Consider the following 23765-nt stretch of genomic DNA (forward strand, 5'->3'; position numbering starts at 1 on the left):
GTGGTTCGGTTTTTATTTAAATTACAAAATCCTCCGGAATAAACACTTTCACTTCTTTCGGCTGTACGTATACGAAATCACCCGCTTGAATGTTCAGCTGCTTGAACTGTTCTTTCGTAATTTCTGCTTCTAAATATTCATCTGTTCCGTCTCGTTTTAATTCTACATATACGACAGGTCCGACTGCGTGAGAATAAGATACTTTTGCCGGGATTGCATCTATGCTTTGTTTCGTACGAGAGATTGATAAGTCATGCGGCCTTACGTAGGCTATTCCGTCTACGTTGGAAACGTGCTTATGCTCTGGTGCTTCTAGTTCGACCGATCCTACATTTAGCTTTCCTTTATGAACGCGGCCGTGAAATAAATTTACATTTCCTAAAAAATCGTAAACGAACGGGCTTGCTGGGTTTTCATATACTTCTTCCGGTGTTCCCATTTGTTCAATGCGACCTTCATTCATTACAACGATACGGTCTGCAACGTCTAACGCTTCTTCTTGGTCATGCGTTACGAATACGCTCGTAATTTGAAATTCGTCATGTAATTTTCGGAGCCATCTTCGTAATTCTTTTCTCACCTTTGCATCGAGTGCACCGAACGGTTCATCAAGTAATAAAATTTTCGGTTCGACTGCAAGTGCCCGGGCTAGTGCAATACGTTGACGTTGTCCACCAGATAATTGCGCTGGATAACGTTTAGCAAAGTCATCCATTTTTACGAGCTTTAATAATTCTGTTACCTTTTCTTCTATCGCTTCTGCTGACGGTCTTAAGCTTTTCTTTCTTACTTTTAAACCGAAAGCGACATTCTCAAATACATTCATATGTTTAAAGAGCGCATAGTGCTGAAAGACGAAACCGACTTGCCTGTTTTTCACGTGAATGTCTGTTAAATCTTCTCCATCAAATGAAATAGAACCTCCATCCGCTTCTTCTAATCCTGCAATAATGCGTAATAACGTCGTTTTCCCAGAACCTGACGGGCCTAATAAGGCAACAAGTTCACCTTTTGGAATATCCAAATGAATGTCTGTTAGTGCTTGAAATGTACCATATTGCTTTGATACACCTTGAATTTGAATACTCACCGTAATCCCCCTTATTGTCGTTTTTCCATTCGCCATTCAATCCAGTTTTTTATAACGAGTGTAAACACTGCAATTAATGACATTAACGTCGCTACTGCAAATGCTGCTGAAAATTGATATTCATTGTACAAAATTTCAATATGGAGCGGCATCGTGTTCGTAATGCCACGCACGTGACCTGATACGACAGAAACGGCTCCAAACTCACCGATAGCACGGGCATTACATAGAATCATGCCGTATAAAAGACCCCATTTTATATTTGGAAGCGTAACGCGCCAAAACATTTTCCAGCCACTTGCGCCAAGTGATAAAGCTGCCTCTTCTTCACTTTTCCCTTGCGCCTGCATAACCGGAATTAATTCACGTGCAACGAACGGGAAGGTTACAAAGATTGTTGCGATAATAATACCTGGTACAGAGAAAATGATTTTCACTCCATGTTCAAGTAACCATTCGCCAAGAGCACCCCTCGGTGTGAAAAGTAAAACGAATACTAATCCTGCGATAACTGGTGACACAGCAAACGGCAGTTCAATAAGAGAGAGTAATACTTGTTTTCCTTTAAACTGAAACTTTGTAATAAGCCACGCGGCCGCTACCCCAAATATCGTATTAAGCGGCACAACGATTAACGCAACGAGAAGCGTTAATCTAATTGCTGAAAATGCTTCTTGATCTGTAATAGCGGCAATGTATACATCCATCCCTCTTTCAAAGGCTTTTAGAAAAATAGTTATGAGTGGCAGTAATAGAAAGAGAGATAAAAATAAAACTGTAATCGTAATTAATACGCCTGGTACAAGCTTAGATTCTTTTTTAGCTGATACGCTTTTTACTATTTTCTTTTCTAATAATGTTGGTTCCATTTTCTCTCCTCCTATTCACTTTTTAGTTCATGCCTTCTACTCCAGCTTTGAATCATATTAATAAGAAGAAGGAAAAGGAGGGAAATAATAAGCATCACGGTCGCTACAGCTGTTGCCCCCGCGTAATCATATTGTTCTAGTTTCGTCATAATCATCAGTGGTGCAATTTCTGTTTTCATCGGCATATTACCTGCGATGAAAACGACAGATCCGTATTCTCCTAATGCTCTTGCAAATGCGAGTGAAAAACCGGCAAGAAGAGCGGGAAAGATTTCTGGTAAAATGATTTTCACAAATATTTGTAAGCGGGATGCACCTAAACTCGAAGCTGCCTCTTCTACTTCTTTATCAATATTTTGCAGCACTGGTTGCACCATTCGAACGACAAATGGTAAACCGATAAAAGTAAGCGCAACGATAATTCCGAGTGGTGTAAAAGCTACTTTTATATGAAACAGACTAAATATTTTCCCAATCCATCCATTTTCCGCATAAAGCGTTGTAAGTGTAATACCAGCTACAGCTGTCGGAAGTGCAAACGGTAAATCAATGAGTCCATCTAATAGTCTTTTTCCTGGAAATTTGTAGCGTACGAGCACCCATGCTATTAATAAACCGAAAATGGCATTTACAATAGCAGCTGCAAATGAAGTTGTAAAACTAACTTGATAGGAATGCAACACACGCTCGTTCGTTATAACCCCAGCGAACTTCTTCCAACCTAACTGTGAAGTTTGAATAAATACGATAGAAAGTGGTATAAGTACGAATAAACTCATGTACAACATTGTAAATCCAAGCGATAATCCAAACCCTGGTAAAACACGTTTCTTCCTCATCCTCTTTCACCTCATCCCCCTTTAGCAGTACGCATTATTTTTGATAAATTTTATCGAATACGCCGCCGTCATTAAAGTGTTTCTCCTGCGCTTTTTTCCAGCCACCAAATAGTTCATCTACTGTAAATAATTGAACTTTCGGAAATTGAGATGTATATTTTTCTGCTACTTTTTCATTACGTGGACGATAAAAGTTTTTTGCCGCAATTTCCTGTCCTTTTTCTGAGTACAAATATTCAAGATACCCTTCTGCTACTTTTTTCGTTCCTTTTTTATCAACGACTTTATCTACAACCGCTACTGGTGGTTCTGCAAGTACACTAATAGAAGGGGTTACAATTTCAAATTTATCTTTTCCAAGCTCTTTTTGGGATAATAACGCTTCATTTTCCCATGCGATTAATACGTCACCAATTCCTTTTTCAACAAATGTTGTCGTTGCTCCGCGCGCTCCTGAATCTAATACTTCTACGTTTTTATAAATTTGGCTAACAAACTCTTTCGCCTTATCTTCAGTATTATTATATTTTTTCAGTGCGTATCCCCACGCCGCTAAATAGTTCCAACGTGCCCCGCCTGATGTTTTTGGGTTTGGTGTAATGACAGACACACCTTTTTTCGTTAAATCATCCCAGTCTTTAATACCTTTCGGGTTTCCTTTTCGAACAAGAAATACAATTGTTGACGTGTATGGAGTGGAATTATTCGCAAGTCGCTTCTGCCAATCTTCTGCTAATTGTTTTTTCTTACTAATCGCATCAATATCATAAGCAAGTGCTAGTGTAACAACATCTGCTTCTAAGCCATCAATAACAGAGCGCGCTTGACTTCCAGATCCCCCGTGTGATTGTTTTACATTTACTGTTTGCCCGTGCTTCTCTTTCCAATACTTCGCAAAATCTTTATTGAAATCTTGATATAACTCCCTCGTTGGATCATAAGAAACATTTAAAAGCTCAACTGTTTTTTTATCTCCACTTCCTTCAGAATTACTAGTGGATGTTGCCGAACCACACCCTGATAAAAGTACAACTGCTGATAATAAAACACCTGTACTTTTCATAAACGCTGTCTTACCCCACTTTTTCATCGTTAAGCCCCCTTAGTTTATACAATAGAAAAAGGCACACAATATATTCACAAACGTGAACATTGTGCGCCTTCAGTTTATCTGATTAGCTTCTAATGTATTGTATTCGATTTCTTTTCATTTTAATTCTGTAATTCATATGTGTCAACTTGGAATTTGAATTTTCTTATTAAACTAAAATATTGGCATACTTCGAGCCCAATGATTTTTCAAATCAGCAAATTCTTTTGGTAACTTACTATTTTCATTCCATTCTAATTTATATGCATTTACTAACACCGTAGCCATTGATTCACGGTCCATTACTCCATTTTGATTAAAATTACCGTTCTTATCATTTTCAGAGTTCATTCATAATTTCACAAATAAGATATTGCACCCGACGTAAGCGTTAATTTCTTCTGTTCTACGTATGTCCCCTCCTTGTTGGTCATATACAGGTTTAAATATATGGCACCACCGCTTAATCAATACAAAAAAAATGAGGCAACCACCTCCAAAGATGGTTGCCTCATTTTTACACTTGCATCGCTTTCTCTCTCAATGCTCTTCTTAACAACTTACCCGTCGTATTCTTCGGCAATTCTATTAAAAACTCAATGCTTTTCGGCACTTTATATTTCGCTAAATGTAACGTGCAGTAATGCATTAGTTCTTCTTCTGTTACGTTTGCTTGCTTCAAAACGACGTACGCTCGCACAGCTTCTCCTAAGTTTTCATCAGGAACACCGATTACGACAACTTCCGCTACTGATTCGTGCGTATATAATACTTCTTCTACTTCACGAGGATATACGTTATAACCGCCAACTAAGACGATATCTTTTTTACGATCCACGATATAGAAGTAACCTTCTTCATCCATTTTCGCCAAGTCACCTGTATATAGCCAGCCGTCTTTCAATGTCGCAGCTGTATCTTCTGGTGCATTATAGTATCCTTTCATAACGTTAGGTCCGCGAACGATTAATTCGCCGACTGCGCCGACAGGTACTTCTTCCCCAAGTTCATTTACAATTTTATTTTCTACATGCCAAATATTTGTGCCAATTGATCCTGGTTTACGAGGACGATCTAGCGGATTGAAACAAGTAACTGGTGATGCTTCTGATAAACCGTATCCTTCTGAAACAATAACGTTAAAACGTTTTTCAAAGTTTTGCAGAAGAGCAACAGGCATCGATGCACCACCGGAAATACAAAGACGAAGCGTCTTCACATCTTCTGCGCTTGCTTCTTCAAATAAATATAAATAATTGTACATTGTCGGTACGCCAGCAAAGATCGTTGGTTCGTACGTGCGACAAATACGGAATACTTCTTTCGGACTAAATTTCGGTAACATTAAAATCGTTGCCCCGTTCACAATCGGTGCATTTACCGCAACTGTTAAACAGAATACATGGAACATAGGCAGTGCCGCAACAACGCGGTCATCAGCCGTATATTGTAAATACGACGCCACATCGTTCGCATTACTATATAAATTTTTATGTGTTAACATAGCGCCTTTCGGTTTTCCAGTTGTGCCCGAAGTGTATAGAATAACCGCTACATCTTCTTCATCTAGTTCAGGACCTTCGTAAGTTGTATCTCCAGTCCCCACAAAACTAGTAAACGTTTTCATTTTTTCGGTTTCTGTATGGTTAAAATCTGATGAGGTTTCACATATTATGATGTTTTCTAATGAAGGAAGTCTTGTTGTAAGAGATTGTATAACAGGTAGAAGGACGTCGAGTACGATGATTGTTTTTACATCTCCATTTTGTAAAATATAATGCATTTCGTCTGCTGTATAAATTGGATTAACTGGAATAACAGTTGCTCCGGCTTTCATTGTTCCGTATAAACCGACCAAAAAATGTGGTGAGTTCCCAACAACTAATGCGACATTGTCCCCTTTTCCAATGCCCATTTCTGCTAAATTGCTAGAAAACCTTGTGACCATTTTGTTTAATTGGTCATATGAGACCGACTGATCCATAAATATATAAGCCGGTTTTTCCCCCTTCTTTTTTGCCGTTTCAGCCAAAGATTGAACGAGATTCACAAAAACCCCACCTTTATAAATTTTAGAATATTTAAAAATTCTAAATTAATTATATTAAAAGAAAATTAAAGTGGCAAGTGATATTCTATTAACTGCATATAGACAGATCACCTTCTCTTAGTTTACTTTGGAAAAATAAGGGGATTTTATTTACAAGTAATTTATAACACTAGACCAAAAATCATTTTAGGATAATATGCACTCATCTTTTCTCTAAGTTTATCAAGTTCTTCTTTATTTAATGTCGTATGCTCCCCGTGCAAGTTAAGAGCATCCGCTCCATCTTCATGAAAATAAACTGTAACATATAATGCCGGTAACCCTATATTGTCTTCATCTATTGATAAGACGACATCTGGTGTTTTATTAACAGTGCTGAATGTTTCATTTCTTTTCCACTTCTTATTTTGAAACATGTCTTGTATATCATGTATCTTTCGTTTGTTATCTGTATGCGTAAAATATATAACATTATCCTCCGCTGGTTTTCCGATAGACAAAATTGTACGACTTGAGGGCGATCCACTGTTACACGCTGTCATTCCGACGGCGAAGCTGAGTAATAATACAACGTACATTACCCTTTTCATTTCGATTCGCCTCCTTTTGAATATATATATTCCTTTACGAGGGCAAATGTCCTGTGATTTTATGTTTTGTGGTAAATGAAATTATATGAGTGATTTTTCAGTTATATCAGCGCAGCTCGATTTATATCGGCGATTTTTCAAATATATCAGCGCAACTCCATTTATATCAGCGATTTTCCAGTTATATCGACTTACCGACAAAATCTGACAATCTACACAAAAAGAAAGAGGCTGCCCGTTATGGCAACCTCCCTTATTTTTAGAAAAATAAATGTAAGAAATCTTCTGTTGTAATGTTACCGAAGTAACGTGCGATATCTACGCCTTCTAAAGCTACAGTGAATGCATCTTTATCGAATTGAACGCCTGTTAGACGCTCTTCAATATCATGAACATCTAGTGAACCGAAGAAGTCGCCGTAAATTTTGCATTCTGTTACTGTTCCTTTTTTCACTTCAAGACGAACGTCAACTTGTCCAACTGGGAAGCGGTGTGAATGTTGTAAGTTGAACTTCGGTGATTTTCCGTAGTTCCAATCCCAATTTTGGTAACGTTCTTCAGAAAGTTTATGGATCTCTTTCCAATCCTCTTCTGTTAATTCATACGTTGGGATTTCTGTTTCTCCTTCGAAAATTGTTTCTAGAAGAAGTTGTCTAAACTCTTCTGTCGTCATTTCTTCGTTTAGGAACTCTGTAATGTTCGCAACGCGGCTACGGATTGATTTAATACCTTTTGATTGGATTTTATCCATTTTTACTTTTAACGCTGATACGACGTGATCGATTTCAGAGTCAAATAGTAACGTACCGTGACTGAACATACGACCTTTCGTTGCGAACTGCGCATTACCCGAAATTTTTCTACCTTCAGCTAAAATGTCGTTACGACCACTTAGTTCTGCATTTACACCTAATTTACTAAGCGCTTTCGTTACAGGCTCAGTAAATTTTTTGAAGTTGCTGAAACTGTCTCCATCATCTTTTGTAATAAAACTGAAGTTTAAGTTTCCTAAATCATGATATACTGCGCCTCCGCCTGATAGACGACGAACGACATGAATACCTTTTTCTTTTACGTAATCTGCATTAATTTCTTCTACTGTGTTTTGGTTTTTACCAATGATAATCGAAGGCTCATTAATGTAAAACAGTAAATATGTTTCGTTAATATCTAAATTCTTCACACAATATTCTTCAATCGCTAAGTTTATTCTAGGATCTGTAATCCCTTTATTATCAATAAATAACATCGTATCACCTCATGAGTTCCATACGTAACCACTATGCGCTAACGTAATATGGCCACTGAAAATTTGTTTTGCTTCTGTTACTAAATCAGATGGGTTGCCTGTATGCGGTAAGTGCGTTAATAAAAGTTCTTTTACATTCGCATCTTTTGCAATACTTGCTACTTCTGTACTATTCATATGCCCTGCTTTTGCAGCCTCTTGATGTGCATACATATTACACTCACAAATGAAAAGATCAGCATCTTTCGTGAATGGAATGAATTCAGGAATATAACTTGAATCAGCGCTGTATACTACAGCATCATCTCCAGCTGTAATACGCATCGCAAAGCATGTAACAGGATGAACAGTTTTTAAGAACGAAATCGAGAACGGTCCAACTTGAAGTGTTTCTTCTGGATTGTACGCGATTCCTTTCGTATGTGGTTCATGTGTTAAAGAATGGAATCCATTCTCGTCAAACGTATGACCGTATATTGGTAATTCCGGTAGTTGCCTTGTTGTCGCACTCGTAATTAATCTCGCATATTGCAATACCCCGATATCCGCAACATGATCGTGATGATAGTGTGACAGTACAACTGCATCTATATGAGATGGTGTTATATATTTTTGAAGCTGTGCTAGTACACCACTACCACAGTCCACAAGTAAACGAAAACCATCGTGTTCAAACAAATACCCCGACGTTGCTTCTCCCGCTTCTGGAAAGCCGCCCCAAAAGCCGACAACAGTCATTTTCATATGTATCCATCCTTTCTAAAACCGAGTAGAAATGCATGTTTTACTTACATCCTACATTGTTAACTATAATCCATTTCCTAAACTTTTTCATTAATTTTCAATTTTGTTATAAAACAGTTGTTGACTTTTATTTTTTGTACTAATACAATGATAGTAAGAAATGGAAATGGAGGGATTGACATGATCGATCAACCAATGGAGTTTTTCAGAAATTTACCGACGAAAACTTGTGCGCACTGCGGGAAAGAAATTGATGAGCAACACGAAGCATACCATAACAAATGTGATGATTGCGTTCACGAAGAATAGTAGTTTTTGAACATAAAAAAACCTAGCAGACATAGTCTACTAGGCTAATAACATCTTATCCTTCATCGTTGAACCTTTCACCAAGAGCTCCAGTTCAAACTCATACAATTCTTTTTTCCGATAATTTTTCGTATGGATTTTATCCATCATCAGGTCGACAACTTTTCTGGCCATTTCATCAATTGGCTGTTCAATTGTCGTAATACCTGGTTCTGTAATCTGCGATAATATTTGATTATCAAAACCGATAACAGCGAGATCATCTGGAATGCTCCAGTTATGGCGTTTCGCCTCTGAGATAATTCCAGCTGCTACCTCATCGCCTCCTGCCAAAATCGCGGTAGGATTTTTTTTGTCCTTTAATACTTCATGGAATATTCGTTTTCCATCTTCCCAAGAGAAAGCGTTTTCAAGAAAGTCAATCGCTTCTACTTGGCGGCTCTTCTCAGTTATTGCACGTAAAAAGCCCATTTTTCGCTGCTGGCTAACGACTTTGGTTTCGTTACCACGGCAAAAAATAAGATTACGATATCCTTGATCTAACACATGCTTCGCAGCTATGTATGCTCCTTGCGCATGATCAAACTTCACTGTTGGAATATTTGCTTCCTCAATATATTCATTACACAACACGATTGGACCGTGCTGTAAGTATGGCTCTACATCTTCCCACGGATTTTCTAGTGAACATAGAATAATCCCATCTACTTGTTTCGTAGATAATAATTGTAAATACTCCATCTCTTTTTCCGGTAAATATCTTGTTTGACAAATAATCAGTTTATATTTATGTTCAGAAGCAGCAATCTCGATTGCTTCAATAAATCTACTGAAGAAAGGATTTGTAATCCTTGGAACTAGCACCGCAATTGTTTCCGTTTTTTGTTTACGAAGCCTTCTCGCCGCAGAATTAGGAACGAAGCCTAAATGCTTCATTGCTAATTGAACCCTTTTTTTCTTCTCATCTGAAACATATGGATGATTATTAATCACCCTAGAAACCGTTGTCCTTGATAACCCTGCTAATTTCGCCACGTCCTCTATAGTCGACACGAAATTCTCCCCCTTTGCATGAAAACGTTTTCTTAAATTGATTATATAGTATATTATTGGAAACTGCAATATCGGTTGTTATGATTTTACTATATTAATATTATACATAGGTAAAAGTCTGTTAATGCAGGGGCAATATACTGCTTTTAGAAATTTACGTTATGTACATTCCTTTTCTTAATACCATATATTCTTTATTTAATATAAAAGCCCATCAATACATCATCTCCATATGATCCATCTTCATATTTAATTTGCTTTCGTTGCCTTCCTTCTTCTACAAAACCCATACGTTTGTACACTTTAATTGCCCGATCATTAACAGAAACTACACCTAAGCAAATTTTCTCTAAACCTTTCTGCCCTTTAGCCCAACTAATAAGAAATTCAATTAATTTCGTGCCGATGCCTTGATTACAATACGCCTCTTTAATCCCCATTCCCATTGTGCCTGCGTGTTGTAACCGTTCTAGTTCATATCGGTTGAAAAGTAAAAAGCCTACCACCTTATAATCTACTTCATACACAATATAAAGATTACCTTTCTCATTACTTTTCCGTATCTTTTCTCTTTCTGCATCAATATCATTCGGTAATTTCTTTGGAGATACTATGAAAAACTTTGTAGTATTTTCCGATAATATAATTTCTTTTCTAATGTTCATTATTGCTTCTGCATCAGCCTCTTTTGCTAATCGTATCATTGAATCACCTCGTACTTTTTCTTTTAAAAAATAATATTAAAACTATAAAACGTCCAATATGCAATATTGCATATTGAGAATCTTTTTACTCTTGATACAATATTCATACATCAAAATAAAAGGAATGTATGCAATGAATCCAATATTAACAGCTGCAAAACAACTATTACATAAAGAAGAAAAGATTTTATCTACTTTAAAATGTTCACTTACTGGCTATATGATTACGCATAAAGTCCCGTATCCTGGCATGTTACTTGCTACTAATAAAAGACTTCTCTTTTTTAGCCAATATAAAAACACATTCATTGCCGAATTTGATTACGAAAAAATTCTATCCATAGAAACGAAGAGAAGAATCTTTGACAAAAAAATAATATTTTACTATGAAGATGAATATATAACGCTTGGATACATTACAAGTTCGAATGTTGAAGCGTTCATAGACTTACTACAAAGAAACAGCAAGACTAGCACAGGCTTATAATCAGCGGGGATCCCCTCGCTGATTCATTATTTTAACTCCTCCCACTTCGTCCAAACTTCTCTCCCGTTTATACGGTACATATTATCCTCTCTATCCATAAACCTATGTACAATAAATTCACGTCTAATTGTACAAAAATCATCATGATATTGTTTTATAAATGTATTAATTTCTTTTTCTGTATATTGATTTCCAGCATCTAACTTGCTAATTAAAAGCTCTAACAATACTAGTTTCTTCTTCTTTTGACCTGGAATCGATTTTAAGCGCTCCTCTTTATCGAAAAAGTTACGAATGGTCGTATCACGGAATTTCATTTCACTTTCAGTCATTTTTTATCCTCCATCACTTTTTTTCTTTATCTTTTCACTTAAAATATCAATAAAGTAATATCCACCCATTAACACATAATAGAACGTAAGTATTCCAAATGCATCTTTCATACTTGTATATACTTCTTTATCAAACAATATAGGTGAAAGGGCATAAACAAGAAAGATTATTAGCGGATTTACGATAAAATAATAAGTAAGATTGCCTTTCATCATATCAACTCTTCTACCCTATGTTTCTCTGTAAATTGTTGTAATTCCTTTTCTTTCGTTTCTATAGCTTTTAGAAAGATTTATAGATGAACTAAGGAAAAGATGCCCTCTATTAAAATAAAAAAGCACCAAAAAGGTGCTTTTATCTACGCTTCAACCGATTGATTTTCAGCAACATTTTTAAATTGTCGTTTGTGCATCAAAGTTAAGGAAGCGATTGTTCCAAGTGATGATACAACGATAAAGATCATGAGCATTCCTATGTTTTTCCACATGAAGTCAAAGTCTCCACTCGATACGACTGCTTTCAATCCTGATACAGAGTATGTCATCGGTAACCAAGCATTGAATGGTTGTAAAAACTTCGGAATCAATTCTAGTGGGAATGTTCCAGCACTTGTTGTAAGCTGCATAATTAATGTGATGATGGCGATAAAACGGCCTGCATCACCGAATGCTGTTACTAAACATTGAATTAATGCGATAAATGCTAAGCTTGTAACGATGCTAAAGAGTATGAAGTACGGAATACTTTGTACTTCTACACCTAATCCGAACAGTAATATAACATCTGCTACTATCGCTTGAATAATACCGACGGATAGTAAAACACCGAACTTACTAATAAACCAGCTAAACCCTGATTTTGGAACACCGACTGTATCGCGTAATGGGTATACGATAGATAGTAGTAATGCCCCAACGAATAAACCGAGTGATAAGAAATACGGCGTAAATCCAGTTCCGTAGTTTGGAACTTCCGCTATTTTTTCCGTCTTCACTTTTACAGGACTTGCAAACATATCATACGTTTTATCCGTCCCTTTTACTTCACCAGTTTTTTCTGCTCCTTCGCCAAGTTTCTCAGCAAGTTCACCTGAACCATCGTTTACTTTTACGAGACCATCCGTTACTTTTCCTGATCCGTCTGCTAGTTTATTAACGCCATCGATTAGCTGGGTTGAGCCAGTTGATAATGTGCCTAAGCCTGTTGTTACTTGACCGGAGCCGTCTGCTAATTGATTTACTCCACCTGCCATTTGATTTGCTCCTACAGATAATGTTCCTAAACCACCTGTTACTTGGCTTGAACCATCTGCTAATTTGGATACCCCTGCTGATAATGTTCCTAAACCGCCTGTTACTTGACCGGAGCCATCTGCTAATTTGGACACCCCTACAGATAATGTTCCTAAACCGCCTGTTACTTGGCTTGAGCCATCTGCTAATTGATTTACTCCACCTGCCATTTGGTTTGCTCCTGCAGACAATGTTCCTAAACCGTCTGTTACTTGACTTGAGCCATCTGCTAATTGATGTACACCACCTGCCATTTGATTTGCTCCTACAGATAATGCACCTAAACCGCCTGTTACTTGACCAGAGCCATCTGCTAATTGATTTATCGCATCAATTAATTGATCGGATTCATTTTTAAATTTATTTGCGCCTTCTTTTGCTACATTTAAATTCTTACCAAACCCTTGGAAATTTTCAACAAATCCTTTTTGTGCACTGGCTAATTTCTCAATACCCTCTGTTAAAGAGTCCAATTTCGCTGTATTCGGTAGTTTGTTTTGTGCATCACTTGTTTTTTGATTTATTTCGCCTTTTAATTGTTTTACTTCTTCATTTAATTTATTTGTTCCACCTGCTACTCCGGTAGATTTTTGTTGAACTGTAGCTGTACTTTTTGCAGCACTTGTTATAAATGGTTGTAACTGCTCTTGATATTCTTTCGGTAAACTCTCGATTTGCTTTTGTAAATTCGCTACATCTTGCGCTGCATTTTTTGCATCTCCTGCTGTTGATTGCGTAAGTTCATTTAACTGATTTACATTCGCCCCAGCTCCATCTATTTTCTCATTTACTGTATTCAATATAGAAGGGCCTTTCGACTGTATTTCCTCTAAACCTGCAGCAGAATTTTTCACTTTACTATTTAAATCTTGCAAACCCTTTTCAATTTTTTGAGAAGCTACCTCTAATTGGTTTTGTCCCCCAACCAGTTGTTCCATACCATTTGATAAATCAGTTGTTCCTGTTTTTAATTCACCGGATTTACTTACTAATTTGTTCAAACCACCGGTCACTTTCTCAGATCCATTACGCAATTCGCCAATACCTTTTTGCATTTCACCCGTTTTGTTATTTAACGTATTTAAACCGTCTGTTACTTTTCCTGACCCATCTACTAATTTTCCGATACCTGTTTGCATCTCACTTGTTTTACTATTTAACGTATTTAAACCGTTCGTTACTTTTCCTGATCCATCTACTAATTTCCCGATACCTGTATTGCTATTTAGTGCATGTAAACCATCTGTTACTTTTCCGGATCCGTCTACTAATTTCCCGATACCCGCATTGCTATTCAGTACATGTAAACCATCTGTTACTTTTCCGGATCCATCTACTAATTTTCCGATACCTATTTGCATCTCACCTGTTTTACTATTTAACGTATTTAAACCTGCTGTCACTTTCCCAGATCCATCAAATAGTTTCCCAACGCCATCCTTCATCTCCCCAGATTTCCCTTGCAGTGTATGAAGGCCATCCGTCACTTTACTTGAACCATCATGCAGCTCACTTGATCCGTCTTGTAGTTTATTTGCTCCTTCCGCCCCATCTGCTAATCCTTTTGAGACGTCTTGAATGGAATCAAACATTTTCTCTGCATATGTTTTCGTTAACGTGCTTGCTACTTCACCTTTAATTTTTTCAATGGCTGTTCCTCCAATTTGTGAAGATAAGAAGTTTAAGCTTTCGTTTGGAATGTACTCTAAGTTTAATGGCTTTGGATTGTCTTTTAGTAACGTTGTAGCGTTACTTGAGAAGTCATCTGGAATGCGCACTAACATGTAATACTTTCTACCTTCCATTCCTTTCTTCGCTTCTTTTTCACTTACGAACTCCCATTTAAAACTTTTATTATCTTTTAAATTATCAACGAGCCCTTTTCCGACCTCAATTGATTTCCCATCAAATACTGCGCCTTTATCTAAATTGACTACTGCAACTGGTAAGTCATCTAACTGTTTATACGGATCCCAAAAGGCCCACAAAAACATCCCTGCATATAAAATCGGTACGAATAAGACCGCAATAATTGGAATTAATATTTTTTTACTTTTTATAATTTCCATGAACTCTTTCCGAAGTAACTGATTCCCTTTCATAATTTCTCCCCCTTTTATAAAATGACCAAAATGTTCATATAGTCATTTTTACCCAAACAAAAAGGCTATACTTGTTCATACATATGCCTTATCCCCGAATTTATTACTATGCAACTTTTTCTTATTATGATTATAATTTTTCTATATCCCCCCCTTAACTTAAATATATGACCGTATTGTTCATTTGGTCATTTTTTATAAAATTAAAAGGATTATCTTAGTTTGACAATCCTTTTAGTAAATAAAGTTCAAATAACTCTGCAATTTTTTCTTTTTCTAGCGGTTCGTGATTTTTTTCCCAATCAAAAATAAGCGATACATATAGACGAAGCATAATAAATGCTGTAATTTCTGGATCACATTTGCTAATTTCACCTTTTTCAATCGCAATCTTTAAATACGATTGAATAACAGAAACGATTTCCACATCAACTTGTTGCATCACTTCTTGTACTTCTTTCGTTCCCATATCGCGCTCTTCTTGAATTAATTTAATCATGAGCTGATGTTCTTTTCTAAATTCCAAGATGCTATATAATGCTCTATGTACATTTTCAAAAAATGAAACATCTGAACGAATTGCACTTTCTGCAACTTGCTTCATTTCTGTAATTAAATTAGAAATAATTTCACCAAATAACTCTTCTTTATTTTTGAAAAAAGTATAAATCGTTCCTTTCCCTACATTCGCTAACTTCGCTACTTGATCCATCGTTGTTGCTTTATAGCCGAACGCTGAAAAAGACTTTGTTGCAGCCTCAATAATAGAACGTTTTCGATCTATTGCCACATCATCACCTCCAAAAATGACCAATTGGATAATATAGTCAATCAGTACATCTTTGATATTACCACACGCTTACATTCTATACAAGTTCTCTTTTTATTATTTCCAGTATAAAAAAATTCCAGTCAGTGTATATCATACTTTCCATAGTTTATCAAAAAGTATACTTGTATGGAAAGCTAGAATATATTCGTAAATAATTGCTGACTAGATCCCACTAGAAATTTAATAAAATAGACAGTGTTCTTAAAACCAACGGTTTAAGAACACTGCCTTTTATTTTGACATAGAAAGTAATATTTTCTCCATCTCTTTCTTAGTTAGATCATCATCAATTATCTCTTCGTATATCTTTGTATCTCTTGTAAAAATATCATTTACTATGACAATTTGATAATCACTATTCTTACCTTGTGCTGGTACAAACATTTTAAGGCCCCTTAACTTCCCCTCTCCATGAGAAGATTTATTATATACCATTCCTTTCCCATCTAAACTATAACTTTCTAGATTCTCTACTCCAGGCATCATATAGTGTAGCGGATCCTTACCACCATTAACATTACCATCCATATACATCCTTGACTGGTAAATTGTAAAACCATATTTTCCTTTTGTATATTCTGATTTAATAACTAATTCTACATCTCTTCCAAAATATGAGTCAGCCCATTCTCTCTTTAATTCATAACCTTCAGGTATATAAGTCGGCTGCTTAATTTGATACGGTACATGTTCTTTCGCTTCTTCTATAGTATATGTTAAAGACTTCTCCAGCTTATCTCCAAGCGGTTTTAATGTCTTCTCAATAGTAGCTAGTCTTTCTTGATCAGCTTTCTTCAAGCGTTCAGGTTTATATTCCTTTGTATCTCCATCATAATTCTCAGGCACATTTTTCTTAACCATTGCTTTTTTATGAATTTCTTGCGCTTCCTTAAATAATCGAACATACTGCTCAAATTCTTCTTTTGTAAAATTCTTTTCTGCCAAATACAAAAAATCTGTATTCTTTTTATATGACGTTATTGACATCCCCCATTCTCTACTTGCATTCTCTGGTGTACCATATACTGTTTCTATCGCTTTTTCAAATGCAGGTTTATATTGCTTGTTTTCTACAACCTTTTCCTTCTGTCTTTCATCTCCCTCAGTTATCCTTGCATTTAATAAAAATCCGCCTGCTATAGCTGCTATAGCAATCACTCCGAGTAAAGAAAGACGATACGATTTCTTTTGGAATTTTTTAATCATAATGATTCTCCTTTTTAGTGTTCGTTTATTTCTACTTAAATTTGCTAGGCTTGGTACTTGATAGGAATAGTGTTCTAAAAGGGTAATAATTGTATGACCGTATGCAATTTGTTCCTCTTTATCTATAAAAGTAAGTGCATATGCATCACAGGCTAATTCTTGATCTTCTCGCATACAAAAATAGGCGTACCAAAGAATTGGATTGAACCAATTTAATAGGATTAAACTGTACATAATCCAATTTACAGCTACATCGTTTCTCTTAATATGAGCTAACTCATGGTAAAAGACATATTGTAATTGTTGTTCATTTAATACTTTCATATGTTTTTTTGATAGTAATACTTTCGGGCGAAAGAAACTAAAAACCGTTGGACTTGCAATCTTTCCTGCAAGACGTAATGAAACTGCCTTCTTCATTTTCATAGACTGCTTACAGCGATTAAACACTGTAGTGACCTGTTCGTCCGTAATATCCGGTTGTTTCTTTATGTAAGAATATAAACGTCTATTTGTAAGAAACGTGATGGCTGCTAATATGATTACCCCAGCTAGCCACACATACAAAGCAAGTTTGTATAAAGAAAATGTAGTCTGTTTTTCCGAACTGACTTTTACTTCCGGTTCGCTAGTTTTTGTCACCATTTTAGAATTTGATTCCAATTCCACTTTTCGGTCGCTTTCTATGTTCACTATATTCTCAGTAGCCGGCATATTTTTTGGAATAACTTCCGATACGCTAGAACTATAAGAAAGTAATGAGTAAATGCTATAAGAGCTATCTGGCGACCACGGTAAAAGGAGTCTTATCATTAATACGATCCACAGCATATATTGCCACCGGGGGGTTAATTTATTTCTAAATAGAACTTTTATACATAAAATAAATCCGACTAATATGCTAGCCATAAGTGACGTTTCTATAAGCCAATCAAAAAAATGAGGAAGGTATACATTTATAAGCGTGTTTATCATTTTTATCGATCCTTCCTCTTATTCTCCTCTGTCTTCTCATCTAAAATGCGTTTTAATTCATTAATATCTTCTGAAGATAATTTCTCCTCTTTTAAGAAATTAACAAGTAATGGCTTAAACGCTGCACCGCAAAAACGTTTTAGTAAAGATTTCGTTTCCACTTGCAAATAATTATCTTGTGATACTAACGGGTAATAAGCGTACATACGCCCTTTATCTTGATGGTAAGAAACGGCTTCCTTTTGCACTAATCGATTAATTAATGTGCGGATTGTTTTCGGTTTCCAGTCCATTGCATCTTCCAGTTCTTCTATAATTTCATTCGCTGTTTGCGGAGAACTCGACCAAAGTACTTTCATAATTTCTAATTCCGCTTCAGATATTTTAGGTAATTGATTTGTCATCGTCTGTTTCACTCCTAAGTATTACATTTGTAATCTATAATTAAGATTACAAATGTAATACTTAATTGTCAACCATATTTTAGAAAAATTAATTTCAGCTAAACCTTACTTCACAACAACAAAATTCCTCTTTTTCAAATAATCAAATAAAAAAACAAGAAAATCTTTACAATTAATAGTAATATAGAAAATAGACAAGTTTATCAAAACAGTGGAGGCTTTTTCAGTCATGATGCGTGCACTTCGTTTAAATATAAAGCAAGCTTTTTGTAGTCGTATTTCTTTAATTATGATGCTTAGTGGATTCGTTCTTATTTGCATTTATCACTATTATTATGTAATTCGTTATTTAGGAAACGCAGCAAATGGTCCTATATCAACAGATTTAAAATGGATTGGATTTCGCGACAATGAAATGGATGTTTATTTATTATTAATGCCAGTTATTGCGAGTTTCCCCTTTAGTACAAGTTACAATTCGGATAAGTCCGATGGTTTTAAACCGTTTGTGAGTAAGGGGATTTCTATATTTCCTTATTCAGTAGCGAAATATATCGTTACTTTTTTTTGCGGAGGATTTCTTTATACACTTCCATTCATCTTATCGTTATTATTTTGCAAATTAACCATTCCAGACGGAACACCTACGGTTGGTTCAGGCATCATAAATGCTGATGGAATGTTCGCAAACCTATATTTTGATGCGCCTCTCACTTACATTGCTGTATATATCGGAATTAATTTTTTATTTGCAGGTTTAATGGCCCTTTTAGGACTTGCTGCATCTGTATGGTCACAAAAAGACTATATGGCAATTCTCTTTCCATTTGCAGCCGCCTCCATTCCTTACGTCCTGCTAAATACAATACTTCCTTCAATAGGCGGAGCACCTTTTCATTTATATGATCCGAAACAACCATTGCAAGGCATGTCACCATATATTTTAATGACGCAATGTGCTTTCTTCCTTTTCGTTAGCTTACTTATGTATATACAAGGAGTAAAGCGGGATAGAAAAAAATATAAAAGAAGACTGCAAAAAAGAGAGCGGTGTAGAAAAGCGTTTCAAGTATAATAAAACCCTAATTTCCTTACTATATTGGAAATTAGGGTTTATTTACTATTCACTTATGGCGTACCTGCCACCCCCCATAAAATAACGACCGCTACAAAGTAAATCGCTTTAATACCTACAACTAAACATAATGAAACAATTGCATATTTACTTAATTCTCTTCTTGCACCTATTAAAGTGAAAATAACCGCCAAACTAAATGTTATATAAGAAGCTGCTGTATGTATTAAGTTATACGTAATATCTAGATTGCTTGTAAGTCCTGTTATATCAGCTACAAACTGAAGCATGATGATCGTACTAAAAAAAATTGCAAACTGATTCATTACCTTTCCATTTATTTGTAACTGCATTGTTGTCCCCCTTATTAAAAACTAAATATTCAATCAATTTTATCATTAGATTACAAAAAAAGGAATCATCTCTTTATACTATTCTATAACGATGCAAAAAAAGAACGCTTAGTCACCTAAGCGTTCCACACTTTAAGAAGCCTTCTTCAAATCAATTTGAGCAAGTACTGGGTCGTGGTCACTTACACGTCCGTGTTCTTTCATAATGTTTGAGTTTAAGTGTACTGGGTCTACAATTGTGTGTGGTGCGATATTGTTTGTTACTAAAATATGATCTAACACTTGTGCATTTCCTTCGTGAATGTACGTGTAACGATTCTCTTTCGGCACTGTGTTTAACATATCTTTTAAGATTGTTCCCTCTAGTGTTTTTAGTGGTTTAGAGAATTCGAAATCGTTCATATCACCTAACACAACAACTGGTGCATTTGTATTCTTTTTCTGAATTCCTTGCACGAAATAATTTACTTCTTGTGCTAACTGAATTCGTTTGTCTTCACTCTTTAATACGAGCGGCTGCACTTTTCCAAATGGCGTTGCATCTCCTAGTTTTGAGTTTAAGTGATTTGCAACGACAACAATGTTTTGTCCTTGGAACGTAAATTCTGCCGCTAGCGGTTTACGTGTACTTTCAAACAATGGATTTTCGTCTCCAATACGAACAACATTCTTATCAAGTAACTTCGGTACCGTCGCTAATTTCACGCGTGATGGATTATAGAAGAAGCCGACGCGAATATTCGCTCCTGGTGCTCCTCCATCTTGATTATTGTTTGGAGCGATTTCTACATACTCATACTTCGGTCCACGAATTTCTAGAACTGCATCAATGATACGTTTTGCGCTTAATGACGCATCTGTTGTACCGTCATTAATTGATCCGTTATTATCTTGCATTTCCTCTACACCGATAATATCTGGCATTTTTAAGTTGTATTTAATAGAATACGCTAACGCTTTTACTTTTTCATCTGTTGTTTCTTTTTTATTCGCTGAGAAGTTTTCAATGTTATATGTAGCAACCGTTAACTTATCAAGACGTGGCTGAATATTTGCCCCTACTTGCTTAAATCCACCATCCACTACAGCTGGCAGTTCTGTTATTGGAGAAATACGGAAAGAACCGTAATCATATCCTACTACCCCTGTTATATCTCCAGTAAAAGTATCTCCTACTTTTGCTACATAATCGCGAGGTACTTTTACAGAAAGGCGCTCTGGGTTTAATTGATTTTCATCTAATAGAGGTGTGCCATATTGTGTTACTATTTTATCTCCACCATTTTTTACTGTTACATATAAATTTCCGTTTTTCTGAGGTGTAATAATTTTTGGTGTTGGCATCGTAACACGCATACCTTCTATACTTTCATAGAAGTCGATTGCATCTTCATTTGGATCAAATAAACCAAATGCATCATTATCAATAATCTGGTCCGGGATTTTCACACCATTTTCCCCAAGTACAATCGGTGCTGGCAAAGATTGATCTTTTGCGATTACAGCAACGCGGCTCGCTTTAATTTCAGTCGTCGTTAAGTCTGTTTCAAATCGTTCTGCATATCCTGGTCCAACATATTCTTCTACTACTCCATCAACTTGAATAAGATCTCCTACTGCTATATTCGCATCTTTTTTATATACGTACATACCTTCTGAAGTAGCTGGATCATTATCTGGCTGATTATCTTCTATATAAAAGCCGTTTTTATCAAGCGCTGTGACAACGCCTTCCACATTGTTTACTTTCTTCCCGTTGTAAGGAGACATATGTGATTTCCCTTGAATGTCATGAATACGAACCTGTTCATTATTTACGATAATAAATGAAAATGTCGAAATTGCTGAAGGAGTAAGTCCTTCTTTTTCTGCGATTGCTTTCACTACACTATTTTCATTCACTATAATTTGTCCATTATAACGAACACTTTTATTAGTAGGATTAGAGCCATCTAACGTATAGTAGATTGTTGCGCCTTCTGTATTCGTCGTTAATGTTACCGCTGTTCCTTTAGCAACTTCTCCACCGTTCGGTGAAGCTACTACATCGCTAACACGGTTTTGTCCTTCACCTTGAAACTTATAAGCTGTTACTGATTTTAGACCTGGGTTACTAAAATATAATTCAAGGGTCCCAGTCAAACTAACTTTCTTCCCGATATTTTCAGGGTGATCTTTTACATTCACTGCCGTTCTCACATCACCTTTCGGTAACTGAACGGGCATGATTTTGTCTGGATTCGTTTCGTTTGGCGAATCTGCAATTGCTACGTTTGTATCATCAAACTTAGCTGGATCCTTCGTATATTTAGAAGAACTTTGCGTATATCCAACAATATATCCTTCTACTATCCCCTTCGTTTTCCCTTGCTGCTTAAATACTTGAATTGCTTTTTCTACTGACATAGAAGCAGTTTCTTCTGCTTGCGCTAAAGTTCCAGTAAATGAAAGCAATAGCAAGAATGATAAAAAGACACTTAACAATTTCTTCACAGCCATTTTCCTCTCTCTATTTCATATTTTCTCAGCATTTCTATCATAACAAATGATTCGTTATATAGAACTATATTTCGACAAATTTTACAAAAGATTTATTTAATTTACAAGCTTTCAAACTATAATACAAAATAATAATTTTACACCTTCTACAAATACACTCTATAATGTTAGAGAGAGAAAACAGAAAATATCGACATTTAATTGGCATGTAAAATGGATTCATTTGAATAGGAGTGATTGGATGGAAGTGCAAACAGAAACATACCGCGCAGCTATGAATGGAACATTAGAACGTCATTTTTCAGATATGATTGCCGTTATACCAACTAGAATTACAATTGAGCAGTTAAAACAGCGACTAGAAACGATCGCTACTAAAGTTGATGATTTAAAAATTGTTTATAGTGATGAGACAAGCCTTATTGTTGAATTACATATGGGTGAAACAGTCATACCGTATGAACTGCATATTGATGAACCGAACGATCCAGAAGGATATAAAATGTACAATAGACAAGATGCTACAATCGTAGATCGTAATTTTGAAGATGCAGCTTTCGGCACTGAAATTTTCACTCGTACGCTATTTGTAGGCGATGTACTTGACTGCTTTTTCCAGCAGTTACAGTTCTTATGGAATCTCGCCCCAGATTTGTTATTTGTAATCGATTCAAGTGCAGCAATGAAAGTGATATCTAGAAGCTATATTGAATATCACGTTGAAAATGAATTATTACCTGACATTCCTGACTTATACGTTATTCATTCCGTTTATGAAGACGATAAAGACGGTGAGCCTACGCAATATTGGTTTCATACACATGGTCTTTTAAGAGCAGGCGTAACTGAAATAGAGTTAATTATTCCAAATCGCATTTCTTCCTACTACGGCATTAGCGATCTCTTTCAAACATTTGCTAATAATGCCGTTGAGAATGGACAAGTCCCTATGAATGAGCCTATCGTTATCGCACATAGTCAGCAAGGTTCTATACATACAGTCGCTGTTCCGTGGGAAAAAGGATTATCTTATATAGGGCATAAAACGAGTATGGACCAATTATCTTCAATCGAAGATGAGGAAGTGAAACTACAACCAATAGATGCACAAAATACATTCTTAGGCGGAATGGATGCCCGAGATGAATACCATCAATCTCCATCCGTTCTCTTATTCAAATTTAATACTTCAGAAGAATATATTGAAAGTTTTTTCAAAGAACACGAGGAAGCTACAGGGCTCATGTTCTATAAAACAAATAGTGAAACCGATCGTATGGCTTACAATGCGAAAAATACTTTTGGGTATTTCAGCAACATTTTTCACATTGAACAATCAAATGAAGATTTTCGTTTCCTTGCTAAGTTTGGTGTCTCCTACGAAGAAGGAAAAAGTGAACATATGTGGTTTGAAATGCAAAACATTACGGAAGATTTCATTCAAGGAATACTCATTAATGAACCATATTTCATAGAAGATATGAGTGAAGGAAATAGTTATCATTTAGATTTTGATAACTTAACAGAGTGGGTTATTTATGCAGGAGATGCTGTTATAAAGCCAAATAACTTATATATGTTTATTGGCGAATAAGTATTTTATATAATAAACGAAACGCC

General features: G+C 35.9%; 23 protein-coding genes. 4 read left to right on the forward strand and 19 right to left on the reverse strand.

Translation table 11 applies throughout. The features are described from left to right. Positions 1-16 precede the first annotated feature (16 nt). The 9 genes from AU379_RS21710 to AU379_RS21750 all read right to left on the reverse strand — a co-directional run bounded on the left by AU379_RS21710 (position 17) and on the right by AU379_RS21750 (position 8521). Positions 17-1090 carry a sulfate/molybdate ABC transporter ATP-binding protein gene (locus tag AU379_RS21710; protein WP_000027091.1) on the reverse strand — a complete coding sequence of 358 codons (1074 nt, stop codon included), beginning with the start codon at positions 1088-1090 and terminating at the stop codon, positions 17-19. A gap of 11 nt (positions 1091-1101) precedes the next feature. After that, positions 1102-1959 (reverse strand): sulfate ABC transporter permease subunit CysW, encoded by an 858-nt coding sequence (cysW, locus tag AU379_RS21715; RefSeq protein ID WP_000433831.1) that lies wholly within the window; start codon positions 1957-1959, stop codon positions 1102-1104. Between the two features lie 11 nt (positions 1960-1970). Then, positions 1971-2798, reverse strand: a complete 828-nt coding sequence (gene cysT, locus AU379_RS21720) for a sulfate ABC transporter permease subunit CysT (RefSeq protein ID WP_001227879.1) — start codon at positions 2796-2798, stop codon at positions 1971-1973. 34 nt (positions 2799-2832) lie between these two features. Then, positions 2833-3888 carry a sulfate ABC transporter substrate-binding protein gene (locus AU379_RS21725; protein ID WP_000758704.1) on the reverse strand — a complete coding sequence of 352 codons (1056 nt, stop codon included), beginning with the start codon at positions 3886-3888 and terminating at the stop codon, positions 2833-2835. Between the two features lie 174 nt (positions 3889-4062). Then, the gene (locus AU379_RS21730) at positions 4063-4239 is read right to left on the reverse strand and encodes a hypothetical protein (RefSeq protein ID WP_002004618.1); all 177 of its coding nucleotides are present in this window, start codon (positions 4237-4239) and stop codon (positions 4063-4065) included. Between the two features lie 166 nt (positions 4240-4405). Next, a complete protein-coding gene (locus AU379_RS21735; protein ID WP_001055200.1) occupies positions 4406-5938 on the reverse strand; it encodes a fatty acid--CoA ligase family protein in 1533 nt (510 codons plus the stop codon). A 161-nt stretch (positions 5939-6099) separates the two neighbouring features. After that, on the reverse strand, positions 6100-6528 hold the full coding sequence (locus AU379_RS21740; protein WP_000832615.1) for a hypothetical protein: 429 nt from the start codon (positions 6526-6528) through the stop codon (positions 6100-6102). Positions 6529-6787: 259 nt separating this feature from the next. Next, on the reverse strand, positions 6788-7777 hold the full coding sequence (locus AU379_RS21745) for a lipoate--protein ligase (protein WP_061139709.1): 990 nt from the start codon (positions 7775-7777) through the stop codon (positions 6788-6790). Between the two features lie 9 nt (positions 7778-7786). Further along, positions 7787-8521, reverse strand: a complete 735-nt coding sequence (locus AU379_RS21750) for an MBL fold metallo-hydrolase (protein ID WP_000784690.1) — start codon at positions 8519-8521, stop codon at positions 7787-7789. 180 nt (positions 8522-8701) lie between these two features. Here AU379_RS21750 and yhfH point away from each other — a divergent pair, with 180 nt between their 5' ends. Then, positions 8702-8830 (forward strand): protein YhfH, encoded by a 129-nt coding sequence (gene yhfH, locus AU379_RS21755; protein ID WP_000567010.1) that lies wholly within the window; start codon positions 8702-8704, stop codon positions 8828-8830. A 39-nt stretch (positions 8831-8869) separates the two neighbouring features. On the opposite strand, the gene AU379_RS21760 is transcribed toward yhfH, so the two are convergent. Together AU379_RS21760 and AU379_RS21765 are read right to left on the reverse strand one after the other, a co-directional pair. Continuing rightward, the gene (locus tag AU379_RS21760) at positions 8870-9883 is read right to left on the reverse strand and encodes a LacI family DNA-binding transcriptional regulator (RefSeq protein ID WP_000103715.1); all 1014 of its coding nucleotides are present in this window, start codon (positions 9881-9883) and stop codon (positions 8870-8872) included. Positions 9884-10077: 194 nt separating this feature from the next. Then, on the reverse strand, positions 10078-10587 hold the full coding sequence (locus AU379_RS21765; RefSeq protein ID WP_000620018.1) for a GNAT family N-acetyltransferase: 510 nt from the start codon (positions 10585-10587) through the stop codon (positions 10078-10080). Between the two features lie 133 nt (positions 10588-10720). Between AU379_RS21765 and AU379_RS21770 the strand changes: the two genes are divergently transcribed. After that, positions 10721-11074, forward strand: coding sequence for a PH domain-containing protein (locus AU379_RS21770; protein WP_001068217.1), 354 nt, complete (start codon positions 10721-10723; stop codon positions 11072-11074). Positions 11075-11100: 26 nt separating this feature from the next. Here the strand turns inward: AU379_RS21770 and AU379_RS21775 are convergent, their stop codons facing one another. From AU379_RS21775 to AU379_RS21800, 6 genes are all read right to left on the reverse strand, one after another. Continuing rightward, positions 11101-11406 (reverse strand): DUF2087 domain-containing protein, encoded by a 306-nt coding sequence (locus AU379_RS21775; RefSeq protein ID WP_000140301.1) that lies wholly within the window; start codon positions 11404-11406, stop codon positions 11101-11103. A 3-nt stretch (positions 11407-11409) separates the two neighbouring features. Then, on the reverse strand, positions 11410-11622 hold the full coding sequence (locus tag AU379_RS21780; protein ID WP_001986098.1) for a hypothetical protein: 213 nt from the start codon (positions 11620-11622) through the stop codon (positions 11410-11412). 143 nt (positions 11623-11765) lie between these two features. Beyond that, positions 11766-14801: a YhgE/Pip family protein gene (locus tag AU379_RS21785; RefSeq protein WP_061139710.1), complete on the reverse strand. Its 3036-nt coding sequence runs from the start codon at positions 14799-14801 to the stop codon at positions 11766-11768. A gap of 217 nt (positions 14802-15018) precedes the next feature. Then, on the reverse strand, positions 15019-15591 hold the full coding sequence (locus tag AU379_RS21790) for a TetR/AcrR family transcriptional regulator (protein WP_000963381.1): 573 nt from the start codon (positions 15589-15591) through the stop codon (positions 15019-15021). 273 nt (positions 15592-15864) lie between these two features. Next, a complete protein-coding gene (locus tag AU379_RS21795; RefSeq protein WP_061139711.1) occupies positions 15865-17814 on the reverse strand; it encodes a M56 family metallopeptidase in 1950 nt (649 codons plus the stop codon). A gap of 2 nt (positions 17815-17816) precedes the next feature. Further along, positions 17817-18218: a BlaI/MecI/CopY family transcriptional regulator gene (locus tag AU379_RS21800; protein WP_000184509.1), complete on the reverse strand. Its 402-nt coding sequence runs from the start codon at positions 18216-18218 to the stop codon at positions 17817-17819. Between the two features lie 229 nt (positions 18219-18447). On the opposite strand from AU379_RS21800, the gene AU379_RS21805 reads away from it, so the two are divergent. Beyond that, positions 18448-19293: a hypothetical protein gene (locus AU379_RS21805; protein WP_000984174.1), complete on the forward strand. Its 846-nt coding sequence runs from the start codon at positions 18448-18450 to the stop codon at positions 19291-19293. Positions 19294-19346: 53 nt separating this feature from the next. On the opposite strand, the gene AU379_RS21810 is transcribed toward AU379_RS21805, so the two are convergent. Together AU379_RS21810 and AU379_RS21815 are read right to left on the reverse strand one after the other, a co-directional pair. Next, a complete protein-coding gene (locus AU379_RS21810) occupies positions 19347-19646 on the reverse strand; it encodes a hypothetical protein (RefSeq protein ID WP_001176845.1) in 300 nt (99 codons plus the stop codon). A 132-nt stretch (positions 19647-19778) separates the two neighbouring features. Next, on the reverse strand, positions 19779-22145 hold the full coding sequence (locus tag AU379_RS21815; RefSeq protein ID WP_061139712.1) for a DUF6359 domain-containing protein: 2367 nt from the start codon (positions 22143-22145) through the stop codon (positions 19779-19781). A gap of 241 nt (positions 22146-22386) precedes the next feature. Here AU379_RS21815 and AU379_RS21820 point away from each other — a divergent pair, with 241 nt between their 5' ends. Further along, positions 22387-23739, forward strand: coding sequence for a DUF4026 domain-containing protein (locus AU379_RS21820; RefSeq protein ID WP_000453718.1), 1353 nt, complete (start codon positions 22387-22389; stop codon positions 23737-23739). Positions 23740-23765: the final 26 nt, after the last annotated feature.

Source organism: Bacillus sp. JH7 (genome assembly GCF_001563515.1).
Lineage (GTDB): Bacteria > Bacillota > Bacilli > Bacillales > Bacillaceae_G > Bacillus_A > Bacillus_A cereus.